The organism is Vibrio sp. YQ_11, from assembly GCF_043103065.1.
GTDB lineage: Bacteria > Pseudomonadota > Gammaproteobacteria > Enterobacterales > Vibrionaceae > Vibrio > Vibrio parahaemolyticus.
The window spans coordinates 44903-70377 of record NZ_JBICJM010000044.1 but is presented as its reverse complement, the minus strand read 5'-3'; the positions used below and the strand labels follow the sequence as shown (position 1 = coordinate 70377).

The window sequence follows — 25475 nt, the reverse complement described above, 5'->3', positions numbered from 1 at the left end:
CGCTGCCCAAAGGGTCAATATGCCCCAAGAGCAGCTTAACAACTTGTCTCAAAAGGTGAAGACTCTCAGCTCACAAAATCTCTTTTATTCCTTACTCATTAACCCATGCCGTAGAAACTTGGGAAAAACAGTAAGGAGGCAAGGACGAGAATTTGAATCGCAATGAATGGCATCACGCCACGATAAATATCCCGTGTAGTCACGCCTGCAGGCGCAACCCCTTTCAAATAGAACAAGCTGAAGCCAAATGGCGGTGTTAAGAAGGAGGTTTGTAAGTTCATCGCGATGAGAATAGCAAACCACGTCATGTTGATGCCGAGCAGCTCAGCAACCGGTGCGATAATAGGAACGATGATGAAACAGATTTCAACGAAGTCGATAAAGAAGCCCAGAATCAAAATCACAATCATCGTAATGATCAAGAAGCCCCACTTCTCACCCGGGATCTGCAACATCCATTCTTCGACCAGATAGTCACCGCCTGTATACGTAAACGCCATCGAGAACGCCGTCGCACCCAGCAAAATCGCGAACACCATCGCGGTCACTTTAACCGTCTCTTTCGACGCATCGTAGACCATTGACCAACTAAATTGCTTGTACAGTACAGCGAGAACAATCGCCCCAGCCCCGCCCAGTGCTGCCGATTCCGTTGGCGTTGCAACACCGGCAAAGATGGAGCCCAACACAACAATGATCAACGCCAATGGTGGTAATACAGCTTTCAGCGCCTTCATCACTTCTTCCCTGCGGCTGAGTGACTCATCACGTTCAATCGGCTGCGCTGCTTCAGGGTTAAGCTTGGCGTAAATAAGGATGTAAATAACGTATGCACCCACTAGCGCGATACCCGGCCACACGGCCGCTTGGAACAAATCTCCCACTGGCACGCCAAGCACATCGCCGAGCAAAATGAGTACGATGGAAGGAGGAATAATTTGCCCCAACGTACCTGAAGCACAAATGGTTCCGCACGCGAGGCCTTTGTCATAGTTGTATTTGAGCATCACAGGCAGCGAGATCAACCCCATGGCCACCACAGATGCCCCCACTACGCCAGTCGATGCCGCAAGTAGCGCGCCCACCAGCACCGTCGAAATTGCGATGCCGCCACGGACGCCACCAAACAGACGCCCCATCGATTCCAGCAGCTGCTCTGCTAGCTTCGTTTTTTGCAGCACGAGCCCCATGAAAACAAACAGCGGTACGGCCATCAGCACCGTGTTTTCCATGATGGATTGAATTCGATATGGCATGAAGGCAAACATGTCCATGCCCTCTGCCCAAACACCAAAAATAAGAGCAATACCGCCGAATGTGAACGCGACGGGAAACCCGAGCAGTAGCGCAAAGAGCGCCACAAAAAACATCACTATACCGATCATAATGACTTCCTTTTACGACTTACCGTTGCTACCGGCATAGATAAGATGAGGGTTAACGATTTTATTGACTGAGTGCAGCAGCAAACCAACGCCACTCACCGCCATAAATAAGAAAGAAACCGGGATCATGCCTTTGATTATCCATCGATACGGCAAACCACCTGGGTCACCAGACGTCTCGCCCAAGGCATAACTCTCTTTCGCGAAATCAATACCAAACCATGCGACCAACAAACAAAAAGGAAAGAGGAAAAACAGGGTGCCGATGATGTCGATGATGGATTGCGCTTTATATGACAGTCGCTCATAAAAAATGTCGACTCGAACGTGACCGCCGGATTTGATGGCATAAGGCACGCCAAGCAAAAAGACAGCAGAGAATAAGTGCCACTCCATTTCTTGAAACGCGATAGACACGTCGTTAAACACGTAACGCATCACAACGTCATACACCACGTTCAACAACAACAAAATGAAGAGGATGCTGGATAACCACCCCAGAAAATCACCAAAGCGGTTGAAGATTCGCTCAATATAGATAAGGCTTCTCATTCCGAACTCCATGGAACGTGTGGGTTGGCTCCGCAGTATCTACGGAGCGTTTTTATGATTTTTATTTGAAATTTTTCTTGGGCTTCCTCGTCGGCCAAATCATACGATTTGGCCAGACCGAGTTTTTATTGCGCTTGGCTATTCAAGTACGCTCGGTGCGAGATGTTCGACCATGGACGAACTTGCTTAATGTAGTTCGCTTGAGATTCTTGAATCTCTTTTGCCAACGCATCTTCCTCAGCATGCTGTTTAAGCAGCTTGTCATTGGCAGCACGCAGCGCATCCATCACCTCAGGTGGGAAATCTTTTACTTCCACATTTGGGTACTCAGACTGAATAGATGCCCAGTTTTTGCCGCTTTCATGCTTCGATTGCGTGTACATGTCGTACGCAGCGGTTTTCATCGCGACTTGGAGAATTGCTTTCAGATCATCCGGTAGACGCTCCCAAGTTCGCTTATTGACGAGGAACTGAAGCTCAGTCGCAGGCTCATGCCAACCTGTGTAGTAGTAAGGCGCAATTTTGTGAAAGCCCATACGCAAGTCCAAAGACGGACCTACCCACTCCAACGCATCGATAGTGCGACGCTCAAGTGAGGTATAAAGCTCACCCGGTGCAATGTTGGTTGGCTTCGCGCCTAATTCTGCCAAGATTTCACCCGCAAAACCCGGAATACGCATCTTCAACCCTTGCAGGTCATCGACCGACTTAATTTCTTTTTGGAACCAGCCACCCATCTGAACATCGGTGTTACCACCAGGGAAAGACATCAAATTGTGCGGAGAGTAAACCTTCTCCATCAACTCCATCCCGCCACCGTAGTAGAACCATGCGTATTGTTCTGTCGGCAACATTCCGAAAGGCATAGAAGTGAAGTAAAGCGTGTTTGGCACTTTGCCTTTCCAGTAATAAGACGCAGAGTGTCCCATATCGTATTGGCCGGATTTCACCATGTCGAATACGCCAAATGGTGCTTTGTGTTTGTTCGCAGAGTCGATACGAATTTGTAGACGACCATTTGACATTTCCTCTGCCATTTTCGCCATATTTTTCGTCGTGTCGCCAAAGATTGGGAAGTTAGGCCCCCACGTTTCAGCCAGCTTTAGGCGATATACTTTTTCAGCAGCACTTGCAGAAGTTGCCACGAATGTCATCGCTGCCACTACGGCAGTCATTTTGAGCACTCGTCTCAAAGATTTTTGGATAAGACTCATCGTTCACGTCCTTTGTCACCAAGGTTATTGTTGTCATCCATTTCATACGGATTTGAAGTACGACAAGCTGACCAGCACCATTCTCATGTCAAAACACGAGCCGAGTAGCGACGCTTGAAGTAACTTGGGTATAAAGATGTAACAATGTTGTCTAATTCGAAATGGGCGTGAACACGCAAGTTATCTTAGTATCAATAACCTGATTAGCCCTTAGTATTACGTATTTATACGTAGGAGATTAGATGGTGGTAATTTTATAACGCCTTAAATCATTAAGTTATGAATCAGGCATGAAAGGCATTATTTAGAAAGCTACTTACGTATTAACTTACCAAAAAATTTACACAGTATTTAAAAAAATGTGACAAACGCCATTTTTGTATCGCTAAAATGCACGCTTGTTTAGAAAGGAAAGTAAGAAATTAGGGCAAAAAAATACCCCGGCGATCACCGAGGCATTGTATAAAAACAGAACAATAGCGGTAATTAAACTGCTTTGTAGATAACTTTGTTACCTGCCAACTGCTCTTTTTGAACTAGGTTTTCTTCAAGAAGCTTCTTCAGTGCGCCAGTAGCCCATGATGCTGCTTTAGCGTCTTCTTGACCCGCTGCTAAACCGATGCCTTTAGGGTTGATACCTTCAGCATTCGCTACAACGATGTCTAGTACTTGTTGTTGCTTAGGAGTAAGTGCAACATCAACAGTTTTCGCTGCAGCTACTTTCTTCTCAGCTACTGCTTTCTCCACAACAGGTTTTACTGCTGCTTTTTCCGCAACAGGCTTTGCTGTTTTTGGTGCTGCAGCTAGGTTTGCTACTGTCGCTTTAATGCGTTTTTGCAGTTTCATCTGCACTTTACGCTTATGAGCAAGTCTCATTGAATATTTCTCCAGTTCACTGCATCTCAGCAGGGATGAAAATTTGAAGCGCGTTTTATACCAAAATTTACAATCGATTTGTAGGTTTTAGCGGCGAAACGCTACGAAAAATGCGCTCAAAGCTTAGAACGTCTACTATTTAAACAGATCATTTGTGAACGGATTTATTGAATACTGGGTATAAAAACAGAGGTTTCGTTTTGATTAAAAGCATCAAGCTGCATATCAAGAAATCTCGATTTTATTTGGAGTATTCATTGAGGTATGAGCATGGAAACGCTGCATCTAACAAATTCACACTTCAAGTCTGATTCGCCAATCAACAGATTGATTTTGTTGCTGGTAGCGCTCATTACACTATTTCTTGTCGTGATTTCTCCGGGTTGGAAACAAGCAATGCTTTCCGTCATTTTGATGGCAATCATCGTCGGTTTCGCCGTCTTGATGATTAAGAAAAGCCAAGTCACTTTCACATTGACCGCCTCGCACTTTCAGCAACACCTGTTTAAAGGCGGTTGGGTTGTCCGTTGGCGAAATATTGAGTCCATTGGTATATGCAGTTATCAACAAGACGGCTGGCATCAACCGCTCCCGTGGATAGGCATCCGCTTGAAACACTACTCCCCTTATCTTGATGCAATTTGCCCGCGTATCGCGACGGAGATTTTACTTAGCCAACGCGCTTTGTTGTATTTGGGCGCAAGGCAGAACCATTGTGAAGAGAAATTTGAAGATATGGTGCTCGACCCACAACCGTACACTAACAAAGCGGGAAAACAATATGACGGTTTGCAAGCCATGCTGGCGAATAGAATGAAGTATCAGAGAGAATTTTACGGCTATGATGTGTTTATTTCTGCCAGTGATTTAGACAGGGAAGCCGACGAATTTGTAGGGCTGACTCGGCGATACTTAGCGGCCGCCGAGCCAGAATAATAACGAGTACAGACAAGGCGCTAGTATAGTGGCATCTCGTCAGCAACAAACGGGTTGGTTTTTCGCTCGTGACCGAAGGTAGATTGAGGACCATGACCCGGTACAAATGTAACATCGTTACCTAGAGGCCAAAGTTTCTCTTTAATTGAACTAATCAACGTATTGAAGTCGCCTTGAGGGAAGTCAGTACGACCAATGCTACCGTTAAACAGAACATCACCAACAAACGCTAAACGCGCTTCTTCACTATAAAGTACTACGTGACCTGGTGTATGGCCCGGCGTATGGATAACGTTCAGCTTTTGACTACCAAAAGTGACAACGTCACCCTCATTCAACCATTGATTCGGCTCAAATGCCTCAGTTAGAGGGAAACCGAACATTTTGCTTTGCCCTTCCAAACCTTGTAGCCAGAAGTTATCCGCTTTGTGCGGCCCAACGATTTCTGTTCCGCCTAACAGCGCTGATAATGGCTCAGTACCGCCAACGTGATCTAAGTGACCATGGGTCAATACCAATTTCACCACATCAACACCCAGCTCTTTGATGAGCATTGCAAGCTGTTTTTCGTCACCGCCTGGGTCAACAACGATGCCTTTCATCGTTTCGTCACACCACACGATAGAACAGTTTTGAGAAAAAGAAGTCACTGGGACAACTTGGTATTTCAGAGCCATAGATAACCTATTACCGAATAAATTTGCGTTAAAACTGCCGCAACTATGACACTAACCCTAGGCGACTTCAAGACTTACGCCAGCCCTAAAATAGGCTTACCAACTGCGTACTGCACCCGTATCAATGTGGACAAAGTTACTGCCCGGATAGTATCCAACACCACCAGCCTTCAAACTGATTGCCGCATCACGCACCGTAGACAGCTTTACACCATCGAGACGAAAATCAATCGCCTTCCCTTCCATGTGTAGACTCTTCTTAGCAACACCAGTAGAACCGCTGCGCAGGGACGCATTGGTCACAGGAGAACGGTAGCCAGAAATCACGATAACTTCGGATTCAGTACCGATGAGCTTTTGAATTTGGCTGATTTGATCGAACAGACGTTTATCCATTGGATGCACTTCATTACGGCGATGATCACGGCAGAACTCATTCAAACGCTGCAATTCTTTGCCGACGTAGCGATTGCCATCGAAGTAGCACGTCTCGAGAAGCTCACCCGTATTCAAGTTATTCATGGCTAACACGCGTGGTTCATCCGGAAGTGAAGCCCATGAAAGTGTAGGCATTGCAGACGCCAGTACGACACCACCAGCGGTCATTTTAAGGAAATCACGGCGAGAAAAATTACGACTTACCATAAACAAAAACACTGCTCAATTACTAAACAAAGAAAGCGGACGATACCGAAACCAATTTATCTCGTCAAATGCATAAATTGGTCCGGAATATCGAAGTCGCGCTGAATTTTTTGTTTACTTATTGAACAGAAAACGATTTTTTAGAATTGTAAATTTTCTTAAATTTACGAGCCATGGCAGGCTTAGCCTTGATGGTCGTATTTGTAGATGTCATCTCGGTAATACAGCGTACCTTCTTCCAACCAAGCTGTTTGGTAGATGATGTGTACCGGAATACGCTCCCCTAGTGGCACCGAAGTCGTTGATGAACGAGCGCTTTCCCGCTTTTTCTCTAAACGCTCTTCCAAACCTTGAGTTTTGAACAGAAGCTCTGCAAGTTGATCGGCGTTTTCTACTCGAACACAACCCGAGCTAAACGCCCTTCTATCTTGTTGGAACAAGTTTTTACTTGGAGTGTCGTGTAGATATATGGCTTGTGGGTTCGGCATGTTGAACTTGTACAAACCCAACGCATTGTGCGAACCAGAAGCCTGACGCATGCGGTACGGGAAGGTTCTTGGATTAACTGTTGCCCAGTTGATCGTGGTTGGATCGATGATTTCGCGCGAGGTCCAAGAACGGATGATTTGAATGTTATGTTCCATTAAATACATCGGATTGCGTTTCACTTTTGGAATGATGTCTTTCACCATGATTTTCCAAGGCACATTCCAAGTTGGATTTAAGATCACCGAATCTAGCGTTCCAGTCATGATTGGGGTTTTTCTTGAAGCTCGACCAACCACAACTTTTGATTCAAACAGTGGCTGACCATCATGCCAGTACGTAACTTCATAACCCGGCACGTTCACAAACACGACATTGTCTCGTTCTTTCGCCCAAATACGAGAACGCTCAGCATTCAATGCCAGCAAGTGCAAACGTTGTTGAGGAGAGAAGTTGATCCAACGAATGGTGTTCGGACCAATTACGCCATCTTGGTTCAAGCCATGAATACGCTGGAACTCTTTCACCGCCAGCTCCAAATTTTCATCGTATTGCGGTATTTCTGAATCGATGTAACTGACATCCACTCCGACGATCGCCATGCGTTCAACAAGGGTTGATTTGTTTTCTATCGGATCACCGATGCGCAACAGACCTTTTTGCTCATAGAAAGGATATTGATATTGCGAGAATTCAGAAAGCGAAGCAAATACCGTATTAAACGAGGCATCCATTTGCAAAGGCGAGCGCAAGCTGGCTAAAAACTGGTCCAACTTCCCTACCGTGATCTCATTGCTCAGTACCGATAGCGTATCCACACTAGGCGCAGGAAAGCTCACATGGGCTTTATTTGCAAACAACCAGTTAACGCCTTCTTGAGGAACCTGCTCAAGATAGCTGAGGTACATAAGGAGGGAATCGGTCATCACCAAATCGAAGTCAAGGTTGTCTCCTTTCCATCTTACTTGGTTAATACGATGCAGTTGGTTGTCAAACTCTTTGGAAACGTCAGCAAGCGCGACCAGCTTCATCTGAAAAATGAACTGTTCAACATCGCTCTCATTTTCCCAATTCAAACGGTAATTCGTACTTTGGTAAAGTTGATCAATCACCGTTGGATAATGGATCATTTTTTCGACAGACAACTGCTCTACGGCCCCTTCTTGCTCCGTTTGGGCAGAAGCATCGAGAGAAACCACGGTAGAAAAGCTGCAAAACGGCACCATAAGTGCCGTCATTATTAAAACCCTAGCAAACACTGAAACGATCCTTGCGCTACTTGCCATAAAAAAAGTATGGCAAATATCTCACAGCTTGCAGGTTTAAAATTAAGAATCTGGTGACGAAATCGACAACAAATCTCTCAATAAGAGATTATTTATTGAACTTTTTAAATAATTCGTGACCAATGATTGTCCCATTGAACACCGCTTGAGTATGCGTTTTTGAATTGCGAAGGTTTCTGTTCAACGACTTTTCCCGCTCCAGAACTGACGCGAAACTCATCGCCGTAAATCACCACACCAGACGCATCTGGCAGTGCATTCAGCTCCACCAGCTTGCCCGTTTCTTTAGACCAAATGCCATAACAACTGCCCGGAGGTGATGTTGCTAAAATCCAATCATTGGTTGCAGCAATACTGGCTATATAGTGATTAAAGCGTGCCCATTCTTCAGGTTCTGCTTGCAGTGTTTGCATCTCTCCTCCACGCGTATGCATGGCGAGCAAAGCAGGATATTCGTCAGGTTCTCCGCGATATTGCTGGCCGCACAACACCGTTTCTGAACCATCATGCGCAAGATGACGAATGCTCAGCTTATGATCCGACAACGCAAGTTGATCAAGCAACTCGCCGTTTTGCGAAAGGTAGCTCAAGCTTGGCGTCATGCTGTCCAAATTCAAAGGCTCACGACCATTAGTATGCACCCCACCCACACCAATCGCTAACGTGCCATCGGGCATCATGATCACTTCATGAGGCCCAATGCCGAATCCCGATAACTCAGCGATTTTTCGGTATTGGTTTTGAACATCGTAAACACCAATGATGCCTCGGCTAGTGCCTCTTTCGCCTTCCGTAGCGAAGAGATAAAGACCATCGTGAGAATAAACGCCGTGGCCGTAAAAATTGCGCTCCGGTTTTGCCAGTTCCAACTTGAGCATTTGCTCTGTTCGATAGTCGAACACCATAAAGAAAGCGCCAGGACGTCGACCAAAAACAACCGCATGGCCATGCTGATTGGTCGCCACGCCATGTCCACGTTCAGGGATAGGTAACGTCGAAATAGGCATTCCATATTCATCAGCCACCACGGCAGCAAACTTATCTCGCCCGACAATGGAACAGCCAATTAATGCGGGCTCTCGCTTTGTTGTCGCCGCACAACCAAACGGCAACACGGGAGTTGCCGCTCCTAACAATGCCGCTTTTAGAAGCGTTCGGCGGGTTTGATCAGTCACCATCGGTTGCATTAAACCCTATAACGACACCAAGCTCGATAGCCACCTCTTCATGGATGAGGTATTTAAGTTGTTCTAGCTTGTTGTATTGCGCGAGAACCAAACGATATCCGTCCACACTTTGTAGTGCAGAGAACAGGCTTTTATCTTCAGGCCAAGTCTCTAAAGCCATGTCAAACTGATACGCGACGCGATCCGCCAATTGCGTTTTACCTTGCGCCCTTAACAGCGCATCTAAACCTTTACCGTTCGCAAAATACAACTGATGCAAGCTTTCTAGGTTAGCTTTTAAGTTAGAGAGCGAGGTTTCTGAGCGCCAAGACTCGGAGAAGTAAGGACGAGGATGCCCTATCTTGGCTAGCGGACGGCTGAGCTTTTTCATGCTGTATTCTAGCTGGTTAGAAAGCAGCGAAATGTACTCCGATTCCCACTCTGTCTTTTGCAAAGACTTCCACGGGTTTTGAGCCCAAGAATTAGCGATGATCTGTGCTTTATCGTGCAAGTTTTCGGCAATAGCAACACCTGAGGCACATACATTGCTATTGGTATTAAGCGTGGATGCATCATCATAAAGTAACCATTCCAACGCCCCTAAACCTTGCACAGTCACGCTTTGTGTCGAGATCTCTTCCACTGTCCAAACTTTATCGGCTTTAGTCAGCGCCGACATTTTACGCCCGGTGGTATTTTTTTTATCGGGCCAGAATTGTACGTTCCAGCTTTGCTCCAGCGCAGTCGCTGGGCCACGTTCCTGTCCTTGAAGCGCCATCCAAGCCAGCATGGTGCTGTGCCATTGTTGTTGTACTGGTTCCGCGTCATTTTTCGACGCCAAACAAAAATCAGCAAAGCTCTGCTCTAACTGCGAAGCTTGGTTTAAAAATGACTGTGCAGCATGAAACTCCACTTCGTAAACAGCTTGAGAAATATGGCTAGTTTGCTCAGGTTTTGCATCCGACGAGCCCGTTGTCGATTGGCAACCAACTAAGCTTAGCGTTGCAACAACAGCGCTCATTAATGTTGTTTTCTTCATGGTTGCATCCTTACAGAGAGTTCAGAAACGCGATCAATGCGTCACGTTCTTTTTGGTTCAGCGATAACACGTTTTGTTTCGCTTGCTCCGCTTCACCACCATGCCAAAGCACCGCTTCCATCAAGTTACGTGCTCGACCATCATGTAAAAAATACGTGTGACCGTTCACTTCTTCTGTGTAACCAATCCCCCAAAGTGGTGGCGTACGCCATTCACTGCCATTGGCAAGATATTCAGGTCGATGATCAGCAAGGCCCTCTCCCATGTCATGCAACAGCAGATCGGTATACGGGTGGATAAGTTGCTCTGAAAGCGCAGGCCGGTCTGCTCGTTTTGTCGTTTTTACACTGGTTTTATGGCAGCTTTCGCACCCCGAAGCGGCAAAGATCTTTTGGCCAAGCTGAACATCAGGATCATTCACATTTCGACGAATCGGCACGGCTAAGTGTTGGCTGTAAAACTCTACGAAGTCGAGTATGTTTTGGCTTACTTCTGGCTTGCCGCCATTTGGCAACTCCTCACAAAGGGATTGCTTCGCCGTGCAATTTTCATTCGGGAACAAGTGACTTGTTAGACCAACATCACCATTAAACGCGGCCGCATTTTGCTGCATCAACGTTGGTTGTCCTGCTTTCCATCCAAAACGGCCAATCGAAAAGTCGCCTTTTTCGATGTCCCAAACTTTATTCACCTTGCCTGAGATGCCATCGCTATCACGGTCATTTTCGTCTGCCCACTTAAGCAACGTTTCATCAGGAATACTTTCTAGCAAACCTAAACCAATCATAGGTGGCGCGACACGAGCGGAAAACTGCGTATCAGGGTGCATGTCCCCATAACCTAAATTGGTAATTTTCAGCGTAGGCTTTCTCAATGTCACTTTTGTGCCATCTTTAAACTCAACAGGAACGTCCGTATAAGTAATAGCAATTTTGCCCTCTGGCGTTTGGTCTTGCAGAGCAAAATCTTGCAGTTGTCCGCCATACGTAGGCTCCGGAATACCGCCATCCATGATGTAAGCTTTCTTCTGCTCTGGCGTCATCGCCGGGATACTCAAACGCACCAACATAGACACGGCATGAATGTCGTCTTTTTCAGGAGGATGCCCACGGCCATCTTTTATGTGGCAATTCTGACAACCATTGGTGTTGAAAAGCGGGCCAAGGCCGTCTCTTGCATCTGTAGTCGCTGGCGCTTGCACCCATGGGTTACGGAAAAAACTATTGCCCACACTAAAATCAAGTCGCTTACTCATTGGCAAGTTCGTCGCGGGTAATGAATAGGCATTAGCACCGTCTTTTTTGACACTGGTGTTGCCACCAGACTTAACATCGTAAGCCATGGCAGAAGTCGAAAGGATCGCGGCAAAGGCGGAAAGTAGGTATGGCTTCATATCACTGCTCTTATATGAATGGATAACAACGAGCTCTAACGGCAAAAGGGCTCACGATGAGCCCTTGTTTATTATTATGTGTTCTTAAAACTCGTGGTCTGCGGTGTCTGGGCTTAGGCTATCGATGCCGACAATACCCGCTGCGCGCTCAATAGCACCGGTTTGTGCAACCAACGCCATGATGGTGTCGTTAACCAGTGCGTTGCCTTGAGCATTACCCGCGGCAATAAGTTGGTCGAAATGCTGATTGTGTTTTTCAGCAGAAGTCACCAACTCGCCAACTTGACTGCGTGTTACGTCAAATTGCTTCTGGATTTCTTCAGCGGCTTTCTTATCTTCCTGAGCAACTAGGTTTGCGATACTTGGACCAGTAAGAACCGTGCCATCTTGGCGGCTGTATGTACCCGTATAAACGTTGTAGATACCTTGCTCGTTGTAGTAATGCGAGTTGTGCGTGTTATCCGAGAAGCAATCGTGCTCGTCTTCCGTAGAGTTCGCTTCTAGCGCAACTTTCATACGCTCACCAGCTAACTCACCCAAAGACAAAGAGCCCATACCAAACAGCATTTTACGTAAACCATTTTCTGCTGAACCTGTTAGTAGCTCTTGACGGTAGTTGCCTTTTTCATCAGCAGACCACTGTTTTTCCATCCATTCAAGATCTTGAACAAGTAGATCGGCCGCGGCTTTTAAGTACTCACCGCGACGATCGCAGTGACCATTTGTACAACCAGAACCAACAACAAAGTCCGTGTACGCACGCTGACCTGCACCTGCATTTGTGCCGTTCAGATCTTGTCCCCATAGAAGAAATTCGATCGCGTGATAGCCCGTTGCTACGTTTGCTTCTGAGCCACCTACTTCGTTCAAACTAGCAAGTAATTCTGGAGTAATTTTTGCCACGTCAAGCTTAGACGGGCCGATCGTTAGGCTTGTGTTGGCAATGATATTTGCCGCTGCACCTTCGTTACCAAGCTCATATTGGTAGTCAGCAGCTACATAATCGATAAGACCTTCGTCAAGTGGCCAGGCATTAAGTTGACCTTCCCAATCGTCGACTACTGCGTTGCCAAAACGGAAAACTTCAGACTGTTGGTATGGCACGCGGGACTCTAGCCAAGCTTGCTTAACGTCTTCAAGCTTTGCCTCAGATGGTGCTTTTAAAAATTCATCGATTTTCACTTCCAACGTTTTTGCCGTCGTCAGTGAGTCAGCAAATACGGCATGAGCCACATCTGCATAATGTTCAACAACTTGTTGTTTTGTTACTTGAGCAGCAACGGTAGTACCACTGGCAATGAGGAGTGAAGCAGCAATAGATTGGACTAATACTGTTTTTGCATTCATCTGAAGCATCCTTGTTGAGCAATTTATTTGTTATATTCGTAGTGCTAATTATTCTTATTTGCACTTTTAGTCACGAGATAATACAAATTTACAATTTATTTGCAATTCCAGATACAAAAAAAGCCTCATCACTGTGAGGCTTTTAACATTCATAATTGACAGTTTTCTCTTTAGAGATTAAACCTTTAGGTTATGTTTGCCGTGAGAAACTTTCGCTCTAAGATAGTTTTCATTACCATCTTTAATGTGCGCCGAAGTATTGACAACTTCGACAATCTCAATTCCGTACTCCGCTAATTCACGGATTTTCTTAGGGTTATTGGTCACAAGACGAATTTTCTTGATACCTAACGCTTCTAACATTTGTGCCGCTTCGGTGAAGTCTCTTAAATCATCATCAAAGCCTAAATGGTTGTTTGCTTCGTAAGTGTTCATCCCTTGGCTTTGCAGACGATACGCATCAATCTTGTTGTACAAACCGATACCACGACCCTCTTGGCGAAGGTAAAGGATCACGCCGCCAGATTCGCCCATACGTTGGATCGTTTCTTCTAACTGCTCACCGCAGTCACAGCGAGATGAGTGGAAAACATCGCCAGTCAGACACTCGGAATGCATACGCACTAGCGGCGTGTCTTGCGTTTGATCCGCTTGTTTAAAAATAACTGCCACATGCTCTTTATCTGTCTTAAGGCCACGGAAAGACAGGATCTCAGCATCGATATTACTTTTAGCCCCGACTTTAAAATCTACTCTGGCACGTACTTCCGCCATATCTATACTCACTCGATTTATTGCTTGATGCGCTTGATGCGTTTTTGTTATTGCATTCATGGGATTCACTTATTGCTCTTCAACTATGGGGATTGATACCGCATTTTTCAATGTTGAGATCACAATTGGGTTGATCTTATCCCCTTCCGCAAACAAAGACGATCACTTATCTTGCTGCGCTGATGAATTGTTATAGTATAACAATTTTATAAAACTACAATAAAAAACCCCAGACAAATTTTTGCCTGGGGTTGGTAAAGGTTAGAGCATGAAAAGGAATCTTAATGAGTTTGGCTACGTTTCCAAACCGCTAATTCTATCCATACCGCTTCGAGTTCTTGAATTTCTTCGTCTGTTAGGACGGCGAGAGTTGAAGTCACTTGTGGCAGCTTCGGTGTTTGAAACGCACGAATCTGCGAATAAAAGTCCTTCTTTAACTGCAATATAACTGAATCCACTGCGTACACCTACTGTTGTTCTTTTATTACTTCTCCAGCTCAAATTTTATCGTTAGCTTTATACTGGAGGCTTCATAAATTCCAAAAAATGATAACACTCTGCTTGTTATATGCACAATTTATTTTCCATACTGGAATAATGGTCACATTAATTTCGCTTGATTAGTCGGATCGAAAATAGAGCAAAAAAGATCAAAAATATAATAGGAAAGATCCACAATAGCGCAGTTGAATAATTAAATGGAGGTTGATACAGAACAATATTTCCATATCGTTCAACCAAATAATCTTTTACCTGCTGATCGGAGCTACCTTCATTGACCATCGTATAGACCTTTAACCGAAGATCTTTAGCCGCTGGCGCATTGGACTCAATCAAGTTCTGGTTTTGGCATTGTGGGCAGCGCAATGTCTTAGCGAGCGAGGTTGCTCGTTGTTGCACTTCTACAGATTGAAATTCAAAAAGATCAACGTTCTGCTTAATTTCACTCCCATTGCTCACAGGAGAATATAATGCAAGTGCAAAAACGGTAATAAATATATATTTAAATAGCGCCATTAAAATACCTAGAAAATATTGAGTTCCATTTGTCGATCGTGATTGCTCCCCGATATTTGATCAAAACCTTGCCATTTTGATCAATAAGATAAGTTTCTGGTGTACCTATCACTCCCAGCTCAACCGCTAATTCGCCATTTGGGTCACTAATCACTTCTTGATAAGGATTGTTTTTAGAGCTCAAGTAGTTTTGAGCGGCAGAGTTATTATCTCGATAATTCAAACCAATGATCGGTACTCCCGCATCCGCTATCTGCAAAAGTGTTTCATGTTCTTTCTTACAGATCCCACACCATGACGCCCACACATTCAGCAACTTATAGCCCTTGTCTTGAAACAACACCTGAGTAACCTCTTTTCCAGAGATAACCGATACAGCGTTGAAATTTGGAACCCTTAGCGTGCTTTCCTTTGCTTGCTCAACGTGGGGGCGGTCAGATAACCCCGCAACGACCACGACTGAAAAGACGGCAACAACAATAAATAACCCGAATAGTTTAGGCATAGTTTTCGGTGACATTCACGGCCCTCTTTCTTTTGCGATACACAGTCGTCAGTGCGCCAAACACCGCTATCAAACCGCCTGACCATATCCACCAAATCCCCGCCCGGTACTGAACTTTTATCGCATAAGCGTTTGTGCCAACTTTATCCCCCAACGTCAGATAATAGTCTCCGTGCCATAAACTCAGAATCGCGGGCTCAGTCATGTTCATTACTCGCACGGGATAATGGCGTTTTTCAGGTTGTAATACATAGCGAGTCTGATCATCAAGGCGCAAAATGATCCTTGCTTGTTCTGCGGTGTAATTTGGCCCTATTACCCAATCCATACCTTGATAATCGATACCAATGTTTGCTCTTTGATGTGAAACACCAGGCTCTACTCGCAAGTTGTATTGGTACGAGTATTCACTGTTGAAGACAGCTCCCACAACGGCTACAGAAAAACCGACGTGTGCTAATACCATCTTGATTAGTGGCCCTTTGTTTTCGGCATTCAGCCATAACATAGTGTGCGTAGCAATAACCCAAGCTGCTAAAAATACACTCGTGATTGTCCCAATACGCACGGTATCAACCGACAAGATAAAGACGGCTACGACACCTAAAGCGATTGTACTTGCGAAGGCGAATTGCCCTTTCCAGTTCGCGCACACTCCTTTTGTCCACCGCAAAATTGGCGTCATGGCTAACGCCAACAAAGCGAAAATACTAAGAGGAAATATCAAGCTATTAAAATACGGCGCACCAACAGAGATGTTTCCCAACCCTAGCAATTGATAAATCATCGGGTAGAACGTACCTAAAAAGACGATCGCCGTGGATATGACCAAAAGTCCAATGGACACACACACCATATAAGAACGACTAATCAAGGAACGTAATCTAAATGGTTTGATGGCATCTCCACGCATAATCAGTACGCCAAACGTCATCAATACTAACGCACTAAGCACAGCAAGCAGGGCTAAACCTTTGGTAGGATCCACAGCAAAAGCATGCACCGATGTCAATACGCCAGAACGTACGATAAATGTCCCGAGAATGCTTAAACTAAAGGTCGCAAACGCCAACGCGTATGTGCTCCACAACGCTCCCTGATTTTTCTTTGCTAATACTCCGCTGTGCAGGAGTGCAGTGCCTGTTAACCACGGCAATAGAGAGGCATTTTCTACTGGGTCCCAGAACCACCAGCCTCCCCAGCCTAGTTCATTGTATGCCCACCAAGAGCCGACAAGGATACCAACAGTCAGGGTTCCCCAGGCAAAATACGCGGCCTTTCGCGTACAACGGTACCATTCATTGACAGGCCGTTTGCTTAATAACGCCGCAAGTGCAAACGCCAAAATGGCGGAATAACCAACGTAACCTAAATATAAAAGTGGCGGATGAATGATCAATCCGATGTCCTGCAGCATTGGATTCAAATCACGTCCTTCTACTGCGAATGTTTTTGCGAACTCAAAAGGGTTAGACGTTGTTAACGTGAACCAAGCAAAAACGGCAATCAGGACATTCATAATGCCAAGGCAATCTGCGGTGTAGCATTGGTTAATCGGAGAACTAAGAGCAATGTATGATGCCCATAAACTGAGCGTCACGACCCAAAACAGCATGGAGCCTTGGTGCCCACCCCATGCCGCTGCAACCTTGTAAGCGGTTGGCAATTGGCTGTTGGAATGAGTGACCACATATTCAAGAGCAAAATTGTCTTGGATAAAACAGACAATCAGCAGTAATAGACAAACAACAGAGGCCAAACTGATGAGATGCGAGGTCGCAAGTTGGTGTTCTAACATAATGGGCTTAGCCGCTGCACGGCGATACCAATGCAGTGCAGCGGAACAACTCGCCCCCATTGCGACGAAAATCAGTAAGAAGAAACCCAGTTCAGCCTCCATTGTTCCTCCTTAGACAACGGTCATTTGACCAGCATAGAGTATGAATGTACGCAGCATCAGCACGCCGACCAAACTCAATGTCGTCACGACAAAGACGTAACTACCTTTATGGCGAACTTCAGAAGGCATTAACCAGTTCAATGTTAGCGGCATCAACATACCAATCAACACAACACCAACCCAGAACCACTGCGCCCAAAAGCCGTTGGATATTGCATTCCAAGCTGCGACTTCGTTTTGACCCCCGCTGAAAATCAGGCCAGTAAAGAACGTTACTAAAACGAACAACTCGAATAATACAACCGGACGTTCAAAGCCATGGACCCATGACACACTAGGACTGGATGTCGGCTCTTTAAACACTAAGATTCCGAACATCAAACATGCCGCTGCGCCCGAAGAAAGGCTTGAGAATAGGAACAAAATCGGCAACACCGGATTGTTGAGCATCGGGTAGGTTTTAAGTGCCGATAGTAGGAAGCCAGTATATGCCGCCAGTACTAACGCCAAGAAACCCAAGAACAACTCGATGGCATTACTCACCTTTCCAGCCTTGATCAAAAAGCCATCCACAAAGTCGAGTAATCCGCTCGGTAATTTGCCTTCACCAAAGCTGATGATTTGATGGCGAAAGATCACGCCAATCCAAACAAACAACACAACCATGTAGACTTGAAACAAGACAACGCCCATCGACATCACCGACGTCGGGTTATAGTAAATCATGATTTTCCAAAACTGGAGTGGCTTAGTTAAATGGAAAATCAAAATCACCAAACCGGAAATGATGCCAAATGGCGCGAGCCAAGCCATCGCTTTCATAATGCCATTGTTCGCCGGATCACCCTCAATGACTTTGCGTTTAAGGTAGATAGAAATCATCACTGCGCCAGCAGACATCCCAGCTAAAAATAGGTAAATCGCGATGATCCAATCCCACACTAATGAATCAAAGTGGAAAGCACTTTCAAAACCGTTCATGATGACACCTCCCCTTTGTTATGCGGAATTTTAAACAACTTAGGTTGCGTTCCTAAATGTGACTTATCGCGATACACAAGATGGTTATCAATGACTTTGCTGACCTCGCTATGTGGATCATTCAAATCACCAAATATCAACGCGTTTGTCGGGCAAGATTCCACGCAAGCTGGCTGCTTACCTTGTACTAGTTTGGTATCACGGCAGAAGTTACATTTGTCTGCAGAATGGTCAACAGGGTTGAAAAAGCGCACTTGATAAGGACAAGCCGCCAAACAATAGCCACAGCCGACGCATCGCTCTTTGTGCACATCAACTATCCCCGTAGCTTCATCCTTGTACGCAGCACCCGTAGGGCAAACATACACACATGGTGGATTATCACAGTGCTGACAAGATTCACGCGTAAACTGGTACTCAACATCAGGAAATTCTCCAATGGGTTCACTGCGATGAATTTTTAGGCGGGTCACCCCTTCTGGCACTTTATTCACTTCGCGGCATGCTTCAGTACACGCAGTACATCCTATACACGCATTTTCATCATGCACCATGCCAAAACGTTTGGTTTGCTCGCTATCACTGGCATAAAGAGAAGCACTAACAACAGAGGTGCCAGCAACGCCAGTGGTCAAAATCAATGCGCCGCTACTGGCTAAAAAATTTCGTCTTGAACACTTCATGCTATCTCTCCTCGTCTTTTGCAAGTTCAGGTTCAGCAGCAAACTGAGAGTGGCAATCGACACATTGCTTGATGAGCTGTTTTCTGTCGAAAGAAAGCGCTTTCGTTTTGGCAGCGTGAACATCGTGACAATTTGAACAGGTCAAATTTTTAGCATGGACATCATGCGTCCAATTACTTTCTCTCAACTGAGTTGGAGCGTGGCAATCTACACACTGGCTATTCGCTTTGAGAATGGTGCTTGGATCAAGAAAAACCTTGTCATGCACTGCTTTTGATTGCGCAGCAGCAAACTTGATCACATCAGGAGCCCCTTCACGGTGATCAGGCCCGATATTGCTGTGACAGTTTGTGCAGTTAAGTGTTTTACCTTGGCTAAGCAGCGCTTCTGGCTCATGCGACAAATTCAGAGTTTCTTTGGCATCCTTATGACATTGAAGACATTTGTAGTCTCGGTCACGAATCAGCTCAACTTGATGGCGAGTGGTTTGTGCACCCTCAACAGGCTCTGATGAAATCGCATGGGCGGAGATAGAAAAACCATAGATGGCAAAGGCGAAGAGAAATTTCAGCATTGTCACTATGGTCAATTTTATATTGCCCATATTTTTCTTTCCTTAGCTCTAAAATAATTGATAACTGTTCTCAACTATTTAATAGAGCGACAATTAATTTCTTCTGAAGATATTTTTATATCTTCAAATGACATCAATTCTTATTTTGGAAAGCCACAACGCTAAACCTATATTCATAATACCCCTATTATTCCTAAGAGGTAGAAGGTACTGTTCAAAAAGCGAACTTAATCACCTTATTTATAAAATGGTTATACCTCTAACCTACTGTCAATAAAGGGGATTGAATCATACCACTTTAGAGGTATATGAAATTAAACATGATTAAGATCACTAGTGTAAATTGATCTAAAGCAAGACTCATTCCGCTCACTATTTCATCTCTTTATTTACACAATAATATTATTTGTAGATCTCCGATTCTTATTTGGAATAGCTTCTCACAACGCTGCTAATAAAAACGAATATGGAGATAACACCGTGAGCATAAAACACTGGATGAGCGCACCTATCGCGGTTGCGACCTTATTCGCTAGCCAATTATTGTTGGCCGGCTCTGTGATGGCGGCAGAAAACAACGATCGACTTGATCCTCGTAATGACGCCTTCGAACAAAACCATCCTGACCAATATCATTCTTGGAAGGCAACATCAGAAAGTAAACATATTGAAGACGCCCTAAGTGAAGACCCAAATATGGTGATTCTTTGGGCTGGCTACGGATTTGCCAAAGATTACAACAAGGCTCGAGGTCACTTTTATGCGCTCGACGATGTAAGGCAAACCCTAAGGACAGGCGCACCGGCAGATGAAAACTCCGGGCCAATGCCAATGGCGTGTTGGAGTTGTAAAAGTCCTGATGTCGCTCGCGTGATAGAAGAGCGTGGCGAGGATGGCTACTTCTCTGGTAAATGGGCACGTCTAGGCTCAGAAATCGTCAATCCTATCGGATGTTCTGACTGTCACGACACTCGCTCAGAAAAATTCAACCAAGGCGAGCCAGAACTCGCACTAACCAGACCTTATGTTGAGCGAGCATTCGATGTAATTGGAAAAAACTTTGATGAGCAGCCGCGCCTTGATAAACAAGCGTCTGTGTGTGCTCAGTGCCATGTCGAATACTACTTTACAGGACCAACGAAAGCGGTGAAATTCCCTTGGGATATGGGTACGACTGTCGGTGACATGGAGAAGTATTACGATGCGTTGGACTTTAAAGATTGGACTCACGCCGTTTCTAAAGCACCGATGCTAAAAGCACAGCACCCTGGCTTCGAAACTTGGCGTGAAGGGATTCACGGCAAAAACAAAGTGGTTTGCGTCGACTGCCATATGCCGAAGGTGACAAAAGAAGATGGTACCGTTTATACCGATCATAAAGTAGGCAATCCTTTCGACCGCTTCGAAGACACATGTGCGCAGTGCCATACTCAAACCAAAGAGCAGCTACGTAACATCGTTTCGTCACGTAAAGCGCAGGTGTTGAACATGAAATTGACCGCCGAGAAGCAAATTGTCGCGGCGCATTTTGAAGCTGGAGAAGCATGGAAAGCAGGAGCAACGGAAGAAGAAATGAAGCCGATTCTCCAAGATATTCGCCATGCGCAATGGCGTTGGGATTATGCGATCGCCTCTCACGGTGTTCACATGCACGCTCCAGAAGTCGCGCTGGAAGTTCTCGGTACCGCAGTTGATCGCGCCGCCGATGCTCGTACTAAATTGGTACGCTTACTGGCAACAAAAGGCATTACTGAACCTGTTCAAATTCCAGATATCTCGACCAAAGCAAAAGCCCAAGAAGCTTTAGGAATGGATATGGAAAAAATGAACGCGGATAAAAAGCACTTCTTAGACACCGTGGTGCCAGATTGGGATAAAGCAGCGGCCGAACGAGAAGCAACCTATTAGTCAAATCGAAAATAGGATTCGACACCTATGATGCAACAACAAAGGGCGCATTCTGCGCCCTTTGTTTTCATCAGTTCATTCTAGTCGAAGTACATCATTAAAATGCAAGTAAACCATTAACGTCGACGAATTCTTGGCACCGGTTGGATGTTTGGTCGAGTCTGAGGTCTCTGAATATTTGGCTTGGTAATCGGACGTGGCACGTTATGCGCGGGTAATGGTTGTGTCTTCAATGTTGATTTTGGTAACGTTTTTGTTTCTACACGCTGGGGACGCTCGTGCCATTTTGCTTGAATCGCTTGTTTTTGTTCATCCGGCAACGTCTGCCAGTGGTTATCCAGTTGTCGCTTCATGTTATCGAAGTTGGCGTTCATATCACCATCTTTCCAATCTTCAACTTTGTCTTTAATTGACTGTTGTTGATCGTCGTCGAGACCATTCCACCATACCTCGAGCTTTTCTCGATGGTCATGTCCGTTGTCACAGCAACCCGGATAATAGTAAATCCAATAGTCATCGTGACCATACCACCAAGGGTCGTAATACCCACTCGAATAATAGACAGATGAAGAACCAGTTGAAGGAGACGAGCATCCCACCAGCACTGTACCGCACAACAATACCAACAGACCCGCTTCTAGCTTCTTCATACCGACTCTCCTCTTTACTCTACATTGTATGCTTACATCAGCTTTTTCGCTTTGTTGATGGACTCGATGATCGTCACTCTGTCTAAATTAGGGTCATTGGAATCTAGGAGTAGCACCCAAGTATCGATGGCTTCTTGAAAGCGGAAAGAAATGAAGTGATCGTTCGCTATCAACGACAGTGAGGCTTCATTATAAGGTTCAAGTTGCAATGCCTGTTCTAATAGTAAACTGATTTCATCAGTCATCGCTTGTTTATGCAGGTAGTATAATGTTGTCGCCTTAGCGGCAAGTTGCGTCGCGGTTACGTTGTCGGTGAGTTGGAGTGTGTAGTCGAAACAAATCAACGCGGCATCAAATTCTCCCTCCAACAGATAACCTTGACCTAACTGAAACCAAAGCTCATCGTTATTAGGCTCTTGTTTTAACTGTTGCTGTATTTCATCCATGATGTCTCGCGAGGTCATCATTCGAGCTATCTCCGCTTGGATAGGTTGCGGTGGGGTTTGCTTCAACAATAAGTAGCCAGCGCTAGTGAGTGCTAACACCATCAAACAAAAGCCAAACCACTGCGTAGGCTTAACTTTAGAAGCGCTAAGTGACAAAACGACGATAAAAAGCCCCATCAAAGTGACGGCAATGAAGAACCATAAAGACATAGCGATACCCGTGAGTAAACATAAGCTTAGTGTACTGGTTTGGTTGATAGATTGCGTTGATGAAGATACAAAAAAGCCGAGCATCTTGCTCGGCTTTCATATTTAGCGATGAAGGAGAAGATTACTCTTCTGTGCCTTCTTCCGCGTCGTCTTCTGCTGGCGCTTCAGGAGCTTGCTGTTCTGCATTCGCTTCTGTTGTTTCTGCTTCTTCGCCTTCTGGCAATTCCACTTCTTCAACTTCATCGATACGTTGTAGACCAACAACTGACTCGTCTTCTGCTGTACGGATCAGCGTTACACCTTGAGTGTTACGGCCTACTTGGCTAACTTCTGCTACACGTGTACGAACCAGAGTACCAGCGTCGGTGATCATCATCATCTCGTCGCCTTCTTCTACTTGCACTGCGCCAACTACTGGACCATTACGCTCAGAAACCTTGATAGACACAACGCCCTGAGTTGCACGACCTTTCGTTGGGTATTCAGCCAATTCAGTACGTTTACCGTAACCGTTTTGAGTAACCGTTAGGATGTCGCCTTCGTTAGACGGAACGATTAGTGAGACCACTTGGTCGTCGTCAGCCAGCTTCATACCACGGACACCTGCCGCTGTACGACCCATTGCACGTACTTTGTCCTCGCTAAAGCGAACAACTTTACCTGCTTTAGAGAACAGCATGATGTCGCTTGAACCCGTTGTGATATCAACGCCGATTAGAGAATCGTCATCACGTAGGTTCACCGCAATTAGACCGTTTGAACGTACGTTCGCAAACTGGTCTAGAGAAGTCTTCTTAACGGTACCGTCGCCAGTTGCCATGAAGATGAACTTGTCTGCTGAGAACTCATCAACCGGAAGAATTGCAGTGATACGCTCGCCATCTTCTAGTGGAAGGATGTTCACGATCGGTTTACCACGTGCAGTACGGCTCGCCAATGGCAATTGGTAAACTTTCAGACGGTAAGTCTTACCGCGAGTAGAGAAACATAGAATGTTGTCGTGGGTATTCGCCACTAGAAGACGTTCAATGTAGTCTTCATCTTTCATTCGAGTTGCACTCTTACCTTTACCACCACGGCGCTGTGCTTCGTAGTCGCTTAGGATTTGGTACTTAACGTAGCCTTCGTGAGATAGAGTTACGACTACGTCTTCACGAGCAATCAGCTCTTCCATGTCGATGTCATGGCTAGCTGCTGTGATTTCAGTACGGCGTGCATCAGCAAATCCGTCACGAACTGCTTCTAGTTCTTCACGAATCACTTCCATCAAACGCTCAGTGCTTGCAAGAATGTGCATTAACTCAGCGATTTCTTCTAGAAGCTCTTTGTATTCAGCAAGAATCTTCTCGTGTTCTAGACCGGTCAATTTATGTAGACGCAGATCTAGAATTGCTTGCGCTTGTTGTTCAGTCAGGAAGTATTGACCGTCGCGGATACCGTATTGAGGCTCTAGCCATTCTGGGCGAGCCGCATCAGTACCAGCACGCTCAAGCATTGCTGCTACGTTACCTAGATCCCAACCACGAGCAATAAGACCAGCTTTTGCTTCAGCAGGAGTCGGCGCTTTACGAATTAGGTCGATGATTTCATCGATGTTCGCTAGAGCAAGTGCAAGACCTTCAAGAATGTGCGCACGCTCACGAGCTTTACGCAATTCGAAGATAGTACGGCGAGTCACGACTTCACGACGGTGATCCACAAAGCACTTCAACATATCTTTCAGGTTGAATAGCTGTGGCTGACCATTGTTCAGCGCAACCATGTTGATACCGAAAGTCGTTTGTAGCTGAGTTTGGGCGTAAAGGTTGTTAAGAACCACTTCGCCTACTGCATCACGCTTACATTCAATAACGATACGCATACCATCTTTGTCAGATTCGTCACGTAGCGCACTGATGCCTTCAACTTTCTTATCTTTAACAAGTTCAGCAATCTTCTCGATCAGACGAGCTTTGTTCACTTGGTAAGGAATTTCGGTAACGATGATGGTTTCTTTACCGTTTTTCTCTGTTTCGATTTCCGCTTTTGAACGCATGTAGATCTTACCGCGACCTGTTTTGTACGCGTCTACAATGCCTTTACGACCGCTGATAAGCGCCGCAGTTGGGAAATCTGGACCAGGGATGTAATCCATTAGTTCATCAATAGTGATTTCTTCATTATTGATGTATGCAAGACAGCCATCGATCACTTCGCCAAGGTTATGTGGCGGGATGTTGGTTGCCATACCTACCGCGATACCAGAAGCACCGTTCACCAATAGGTTTGGAATTTTGGTTGGAAGAACCGCTGGAATCTGTTCTGTACCATCATAGTTAGGTACGTAGTCTACGGTTTCTTTGTCTAGGTCAGCCAAAAGTTCGTGGGCAATTTTTGCCATACGAACTTCGGTGTAACGCATTGCCGCAGCAGAGTCGCCATCGATTGAGCCAAAGTTACCTTGACCATCGACCAGCATGTAACGAAGTGAGAACGGCTGAGCCATACGTACGATTGTGTCGTACACAGCACTATCACCGTGTGGGTGATATTTACCGATTACGTCGCCGACAACACGGGCTGATTTTTTATATGGTTTGTTCCAATCGTTGCCTAGTACGTTCATCGCGAATAAAACGCGGCGGTGTACTGGTTTTAGGCCATCACGCACATCTGGAAGAGCACGACCCACGATAACTGACATCGCGTAGTCTAGGTATGAACCTCTAAGCTCATCTTCAATGTTTACGGGCGTGATCTCTTTAGCTAAATCGCTCATAGAGCCATTATCCCTCTATTTTCTGATCGTAATTACGATACGTGTAAGGTGCAAAAATATAACACAC

At 45.4% G+C, this 25475-nt stretch carries 24 protein-coding genes; 2 read left to right on the top strand and 22 right to left on the bottom strand.

The genetic code is table 11. The features are described 5' to 3' along the window. Window positions 1–98 precede the first annotated feature (98 nt). The 4 genes from ACF8EG_RS17605 to ACF8EG_RS17590 all read right to left on the bottom strand — a co-directional run bounded on the left by ACF8EG_RS17605 (window position 99) and on the right by ACF8EG_RS17590 (window position 4027). Window positions 99–1385, bottom strand: a complete 1287-nt coding sequence (locus ACF8EG_RS17605; protein WP_005494762.1) for a TRAP transporter large permease subunit — start codon at window positions 1383–1385, stop codon at window positions 99–101. 12 nt (window positions 1386–1397) lie between these two features. Then, a complete protein-coding gene (locus ACF8EG_RS17600; protein WP_020838784.1) occupies window positions 1398–1937 on the bottom strand; it encodes a TRAP transporter small permease subunit in 540 nt (179 codons plus the stop codon). 125 nt (window positions 1938–2062) lie between these two features. Further along, window positions 2063–3151, bottom strand: coding sequence for a TRAP transporter substrate-binding protein (locus ACF8EG_RS17595; protein WP_069506660.1), 1089 nt, complete (start codon window positions 3149–3151; stop codon window positions 2063–2065). Window positions 3152–3637: 486 nt separating this feature from the next. After that, on the bottom strand, window positions 3638–4027 hold the full coding sequence (locus ACF8EG_RS17590) for a hypothetical protein (protein ID WP_005490722.1): 390 nt from the start codon (window positions 4025–4027) through the stop codon (window positions 3638–3640). A 270-nt stretch (window positions 4028–4297) separates the two neighbouring features. On the opposite strand from ACF8EG_RS17590, the gene ACF8EG_RS17585 reads away from it, so the two are divergent. Next, complete coding sequence (locus tag ACF8EG_RS17585; RefSeq protein WP_069506657.1) at window positions 4298–4963, top strand: DUF2982 domain-containing protein; 666 nt, start codon at window positions 4298–4300, stop codon at window positions 4961–4963. Between the two features lie 20 nt (window positions 4964–4983). Here the strand turns inward: ACF8EG_RS17585 and ACF8EG_RS17580 are convergent, their stop codons facing one another. The 15 genes from ACF8EG_RS17580 to nrfB form a co-directional block, all read right to left on the bottom strand. Further along, window positions 4984–5640 (bottom strand): MBL fold metallo-hydrolase, encoded by a 657-nt coding sequence (locus ACF8EG_RS17580; RefSeq protein WP_025625995.1) that lies wholly within the window; start codon window positions 5638–5640, stop codon window positions 4984–4986. A gap of 96 nt (window positions 5641–5736) precedes the next feature. After that, window positions 5737–6285, bottom strand: coding sequence for a DUF882 domain-containing protein (locus ACF8EG_RS17575; protein WP_005457820.1), 549 nt, complete (start codon window positions 6283–6285; stop codon window positions 5737–5739). Window positions 6286–6467: 182 nt separating this feature from the next. Further along, a complete protein-coding gene (locus ACF8EG_RS17570; protein ID WP_029855501.1) occupies window positions 6468–8009 on the bottom strand; it encodes a murein L,D-transpeptidase in 1542 nt (513 codons plus the stop codon). Between the two features lie 152 nt (window positions 8010–8161). Continuing rightward, entirely contained in the window at window positions 8162–9244 is a 1083-nt protein-coding gene (locus ACF8EG_RS17565; protein WP_069506654.1) for a DUF1513 domain-containing protein, read from the bottom strand. Beyond that, entirely contained in the window at window positions 9225–10262 is a 1038-nt protein-coding gene (locus ACF8EG_RS17560) for an imelysin family protein (RefSeq protein WP_025503622.1), read from the bottom strand. The genes ACF8EG_RS17565 and ACF8EG_RS17560 overlap by 20 nt, the downstream gene beginning before the upstream one ends. A gap of 10 nt (window positions 10263–10272) precedes the next feature. After that, on the bottom strand, window positions 10273–11655 hold the full coding sequence (locus ACF8EG_RS17555) for a di-heme oxidoredictase family protein (protein WP_069506651.1): 1383 nt from the start codon (window positions 11653–11655) through the stop codon (window positions 10273–10275). A gap of 84 nt (window positions 11656–11739) precedes the next feature. Beyond that, on the bottom strand, window positions 11740–13002 hold the full coding sequence (locus tag ACF8EG_RS17550) for an imelysin family protein (protein WP_005494743.1): 1263 nt from the start codon (window positions 13000–13002) through the stop codon (window positions 11740–11742). A gap of 177 nt (window positions 13003–13179) precedes the next feature. Then, window positions 13180–13836, bottom strand: coding sequence for a GTP cyclohydrolase II (gene ribA / locus ACF8EG_RS17545; protein ID WP_005457833.1), 657 nt, complete (start codon window positions 13834–13836; stop codon window positions 13180–13182). 221 nt (window positions 13837–14057) lie between these two features. After that, on the bottom strand, window positions 14058–14234 hold the full coding sequence (locus ACF8EG_RS17540) for a hypothetical protein (protein ID WP_005483239.1): 177 nt from the start codon (window positions 14232–14234) through the stop codon (window positions 14058–14060). 148 nt (window positions 14235–14382) lie between these two features. Continuing rightward, on the bottom strand, window positions 14383–14793 hold the full coding sequence (nrfF, locus tag ACF8EG_RS17535; RefSeq protein ID WP_005494740.1) for a heme lyase NrfEFG subunit NrfF: 411 nt from the start codon (window positions 14791–14793) through the stop codon (window positions 14383–14385). Then, window positions 14780–15313, bottom strand: coding sequence for a DsbE family thiol:disulfide interchange protein (locus ACF8EG_RS17530; RefSeq protein WP_069489996.1), 534 nt, complete (start codon window positions 15311–15313; stop codon window positions 14780–14782). Before ACF8EG_RS17530 ends, nrfF begins: the two co-directional genes overlap by 14 nt. Next, a complete protein-coding gene (locus tag ACF8EG_RS17525; protein WP_043037966.1) occupies window positions 15291–17198 on the bottom strand; it encodes a heme lyase CcmF/NrfE family subunit in 1908 nt (635 codons plus the stop codon). Before ACF8EG_RS17525 ends, ACF8EG_RS17530 begins: the two co-directional genes overlap by 23 nt. 9 nt (window positions 17199–17207) lie before the next feature. Beyond that, entirely contained in the window at window positions 17208–18179 is a 972-nt protein-coding gene (gene nrfD, locus ACF8EG_RS17520; protein ID WP_069506648.1) for a cytochrome c nitrite reductase subunit NrfD, read from the bottom strand. After that, window positions 18176–18862, bottom strand: coding sequence for a cytochrome c nitrite reductase Fe-S protein (gene nrfC, locus ACF8EG_RS17515; RefSeq protein ID WP_045545766.1), 687 nt, complete (start codon window positions 18860–18862; stop codon window positions 18176–18178). The genes nrfD and nrfC overlap by 4 nt, the downstream gene beginning before the upstream one ends. Window position 18863: 1 nt before the next feature. Next, window positions 18864–19466: a cytochrome c nitrite reductase pentaheme subunit gene (gene nrfB / locus ACF8EG_RS17510; protein WP_069496896.1), complete on the bottom strand. Its 603-nt coding sequence runs from the start codon at window positions 19464–19466 to the stop codon at window positions 18864–18866. 531 nt (window positions 19467–19997) lie between these two features. On the opposite strand from nrfB, the gene nrfA reads away from it, so the two are divergent. Then, window positions 19998–21344: an ammonia-forming nitrite reductase cytochrome c552 subunit gene (nrfA, locus tag ACF8EG_RS17505; protein ID WP_392411578.1), complete on the top strand. Its 1347-nt coding sequence runs from the start codon at window positions 19998–20000 to the stop codon at window positions 21342–21344. A 116-nt stretch (window positions 21345–21460) separates the two neighbouring features. Here nrfA and ACF8EG_RS17500 read toward each other — a convergent pair whose 3' ends face one another. The 3 genes from ACF8EG_RS17500 to gyrA all read right to left on the bottom strand — a co-directional run bounded on the left by ACF8EG_RS17500 (window position 21461) and on the right by gyrA (window position 25408). After that, window positions 21461–21994 carry a hypothetical protein gene (locus ACF8EG_RS17500; RefSeq protein ID WP_069506632.1) on the bottom strand — a complete coding sequence of 178 codons (534 nt, stop codon included), beginning with the start codon at window positions 21992–21994 and terminating at the stop codon, window positions 21461–21463. 32 nt (window positions 21995–22026) lie between these two features. Further along, window positions 22027–22650, bottom strand: coding sequence for a hypothetical protein (locus ACF8EG_RS17495; protein WP_069506688.1), 624 nt, complete (start codon window positions 22648–22650; stop codon window positions 22027–22029). A gap of 121 nt (window positions 22651–22771) precedes the next feature. After that, a complete protein-coding gene (gyrA, locus tag ACF8EG_RS17490) occupies window positions 22772–25408 on the bottom strand; it encodes a DNA topoisomerase (ATP-hydrolyzing) subunit A (protein WP_025631569.1) in 2637 nt (878 codons plus the stop codon). Window positions 25409–25475 lie beyond the last annotated feature (67 nt).

Coding starts and splice junctions, on each gene's coding strand:
- ACF8EG_RS17570 (WP_029855501.1), bottom strand. CDS start 8,009: ATGACGGCACTTATGGTGCCGTTTTGCAGCTTTTCTACCGTGGTTTCT.
- ACF8EG_RS17495 (WP_069506688.1), bottom strand. CDS start 22,650: ATGTCTTTATGGTTCTTCATTGCCGTCACTTTGATGGGGCTTTTTATC.
- ACF8EG_RS17550 (WP_005494743.1), bottom strand. CDS start 13,002: ATGAATGCAAAAACAGTATTAGTCCAATCTATTGCTGCTTCACTCCTC.
- ACF8EG_RS17605 (WP_005494762.1), bottom strand. CDS start 1,385: ATGATCGGTATAGTGATGTTTTTTGTGGCGCTCTTTGCGCTACTGCTC.
- ACF8EG_RS17600 (WP_020838784.1), bottom strand. CDS start 1,937: ATGAGAAGCCTTATCTATATTGAGCGAATCTTCAACCGCTTTGGTGAT.
- ACF8EG_RS17500 (WP_069506632.1), bottom strand. CDS start 21,994: ATGAAGAAGCTAGAAGCGGGTCTGTTGGTATTGTTGTGCGGTACAGTG.
- ACF8EG_RS17595 (WP_069506660.1), bottom strand. CDS start 3,151: ATGAGTCTTATCCAAAAATCTTTGAGACGAGTGCTCAAAATGACTGCC.
- nrfC (WP_045545766.1), bottom strand. CDS start 18,862: ATGAAGTGTTCAAGACGAAATTTTTTAGCCAGTAGCGGCGCATTGATT.
- ACF8EG_RS17560 (WP_025503622.1), bottom strand. CDS start 10,262: ATGAAGAAAACAACATTAATGAGCGCTGTTGTTGCAACGCTAAGCTTA.
- ACF8EG_RS17525 (WP_043037966.1), bottom strand. CDS start 17,198: ATGGAGGCTGAACTGGGTTTCTTCTTACTGATTTTCGTCGCAATGGGG.
- ACF8EG_RS17530 (WP_069489996.1), bottom strand. CDS start 15,313: ATGTCACCGAAAACTATGCCTAAACTATTCGGGTTATTTATTGTTGTT.
- ACF8EG_RS17585 (WP_069506657.1), top strand. CDS start 4,298: ATGGAAACGCTGCATCTAACAAATTCACACTTCAAGTCTGATTCGCCA.
- nrfF (WP_005494740.1), bottom strand. CDS start 14,793: ATGGCGCTATTTAAATATATATTTATTACCGTTTTTGCACTTGCATTA.
- ACF8EG_RS17590 (WP_005490722.1), bottom strand. CDS start 4,027: ATGAGACTTGCTCATAAGCGTAAAGTGCAGATGAAACTGCAAAAACGC.
- ACF8EG_RS17575 (WP_005457820.1), bottom strand. CDS start 6,285: ATGGTAAGTCGTAATTTTTCTCGCCGTGATTTCCTTAAAATGACCGCT.
- ACF8EG_RS17555 (WP_069506651.1), bottom strand. CDS start 11,655: ATGAAGCCATACCTACTTTCCGCCTTTGCCGCGATCCTTTCGACTTCT.
- nrfA (WP_392411578.1), top strand. CDS start 19,998: ATGGCGGCAGAAAACAACGATCGACTTGATCCTCGTAATGACGCCTTC.
- ACF8EG_RS17565 (WP_069506654.1), bottom strand. CDS start 9,244: ATGCAACCGATGGTGACTGATCAAACCCGCCGAACGCTTCTAAAAGCG.
- gyrA (WP_025631569.1), bottom strand. CDS start 25,408: ATGAGCGATTTAGCTAAAGAGATCACGCCCGTAAACATTGAAGATGAG.
- nrfB (WP_069496896.1), bottom strand. CDS start 19,466: ATGGGCAATATAAAATTGACCATAGTGACAATGCTGAAATTTCTCTTC.
- ACF8EG_RS17580 (WP_025625995.1), bottom strand. CDS start 5,640: ATGGCTCTGAAATACCAAGTTGTCCCAGTGACTTCTTTTTCTCAAAAC.
- nrfD (WP_069506648.1), bottom strand. CDS start 18,179: ATGAACGGTTTTGAAAGTGCTTTCCACTTTGATTCATTAGTGTGGGAT.
- ribA (WP_005457833.1), bottom strand. CDS start 13,836: ATGAATGCAATAACAAAAACGCATCAAGCGCATCAAGCAATAAATCGA.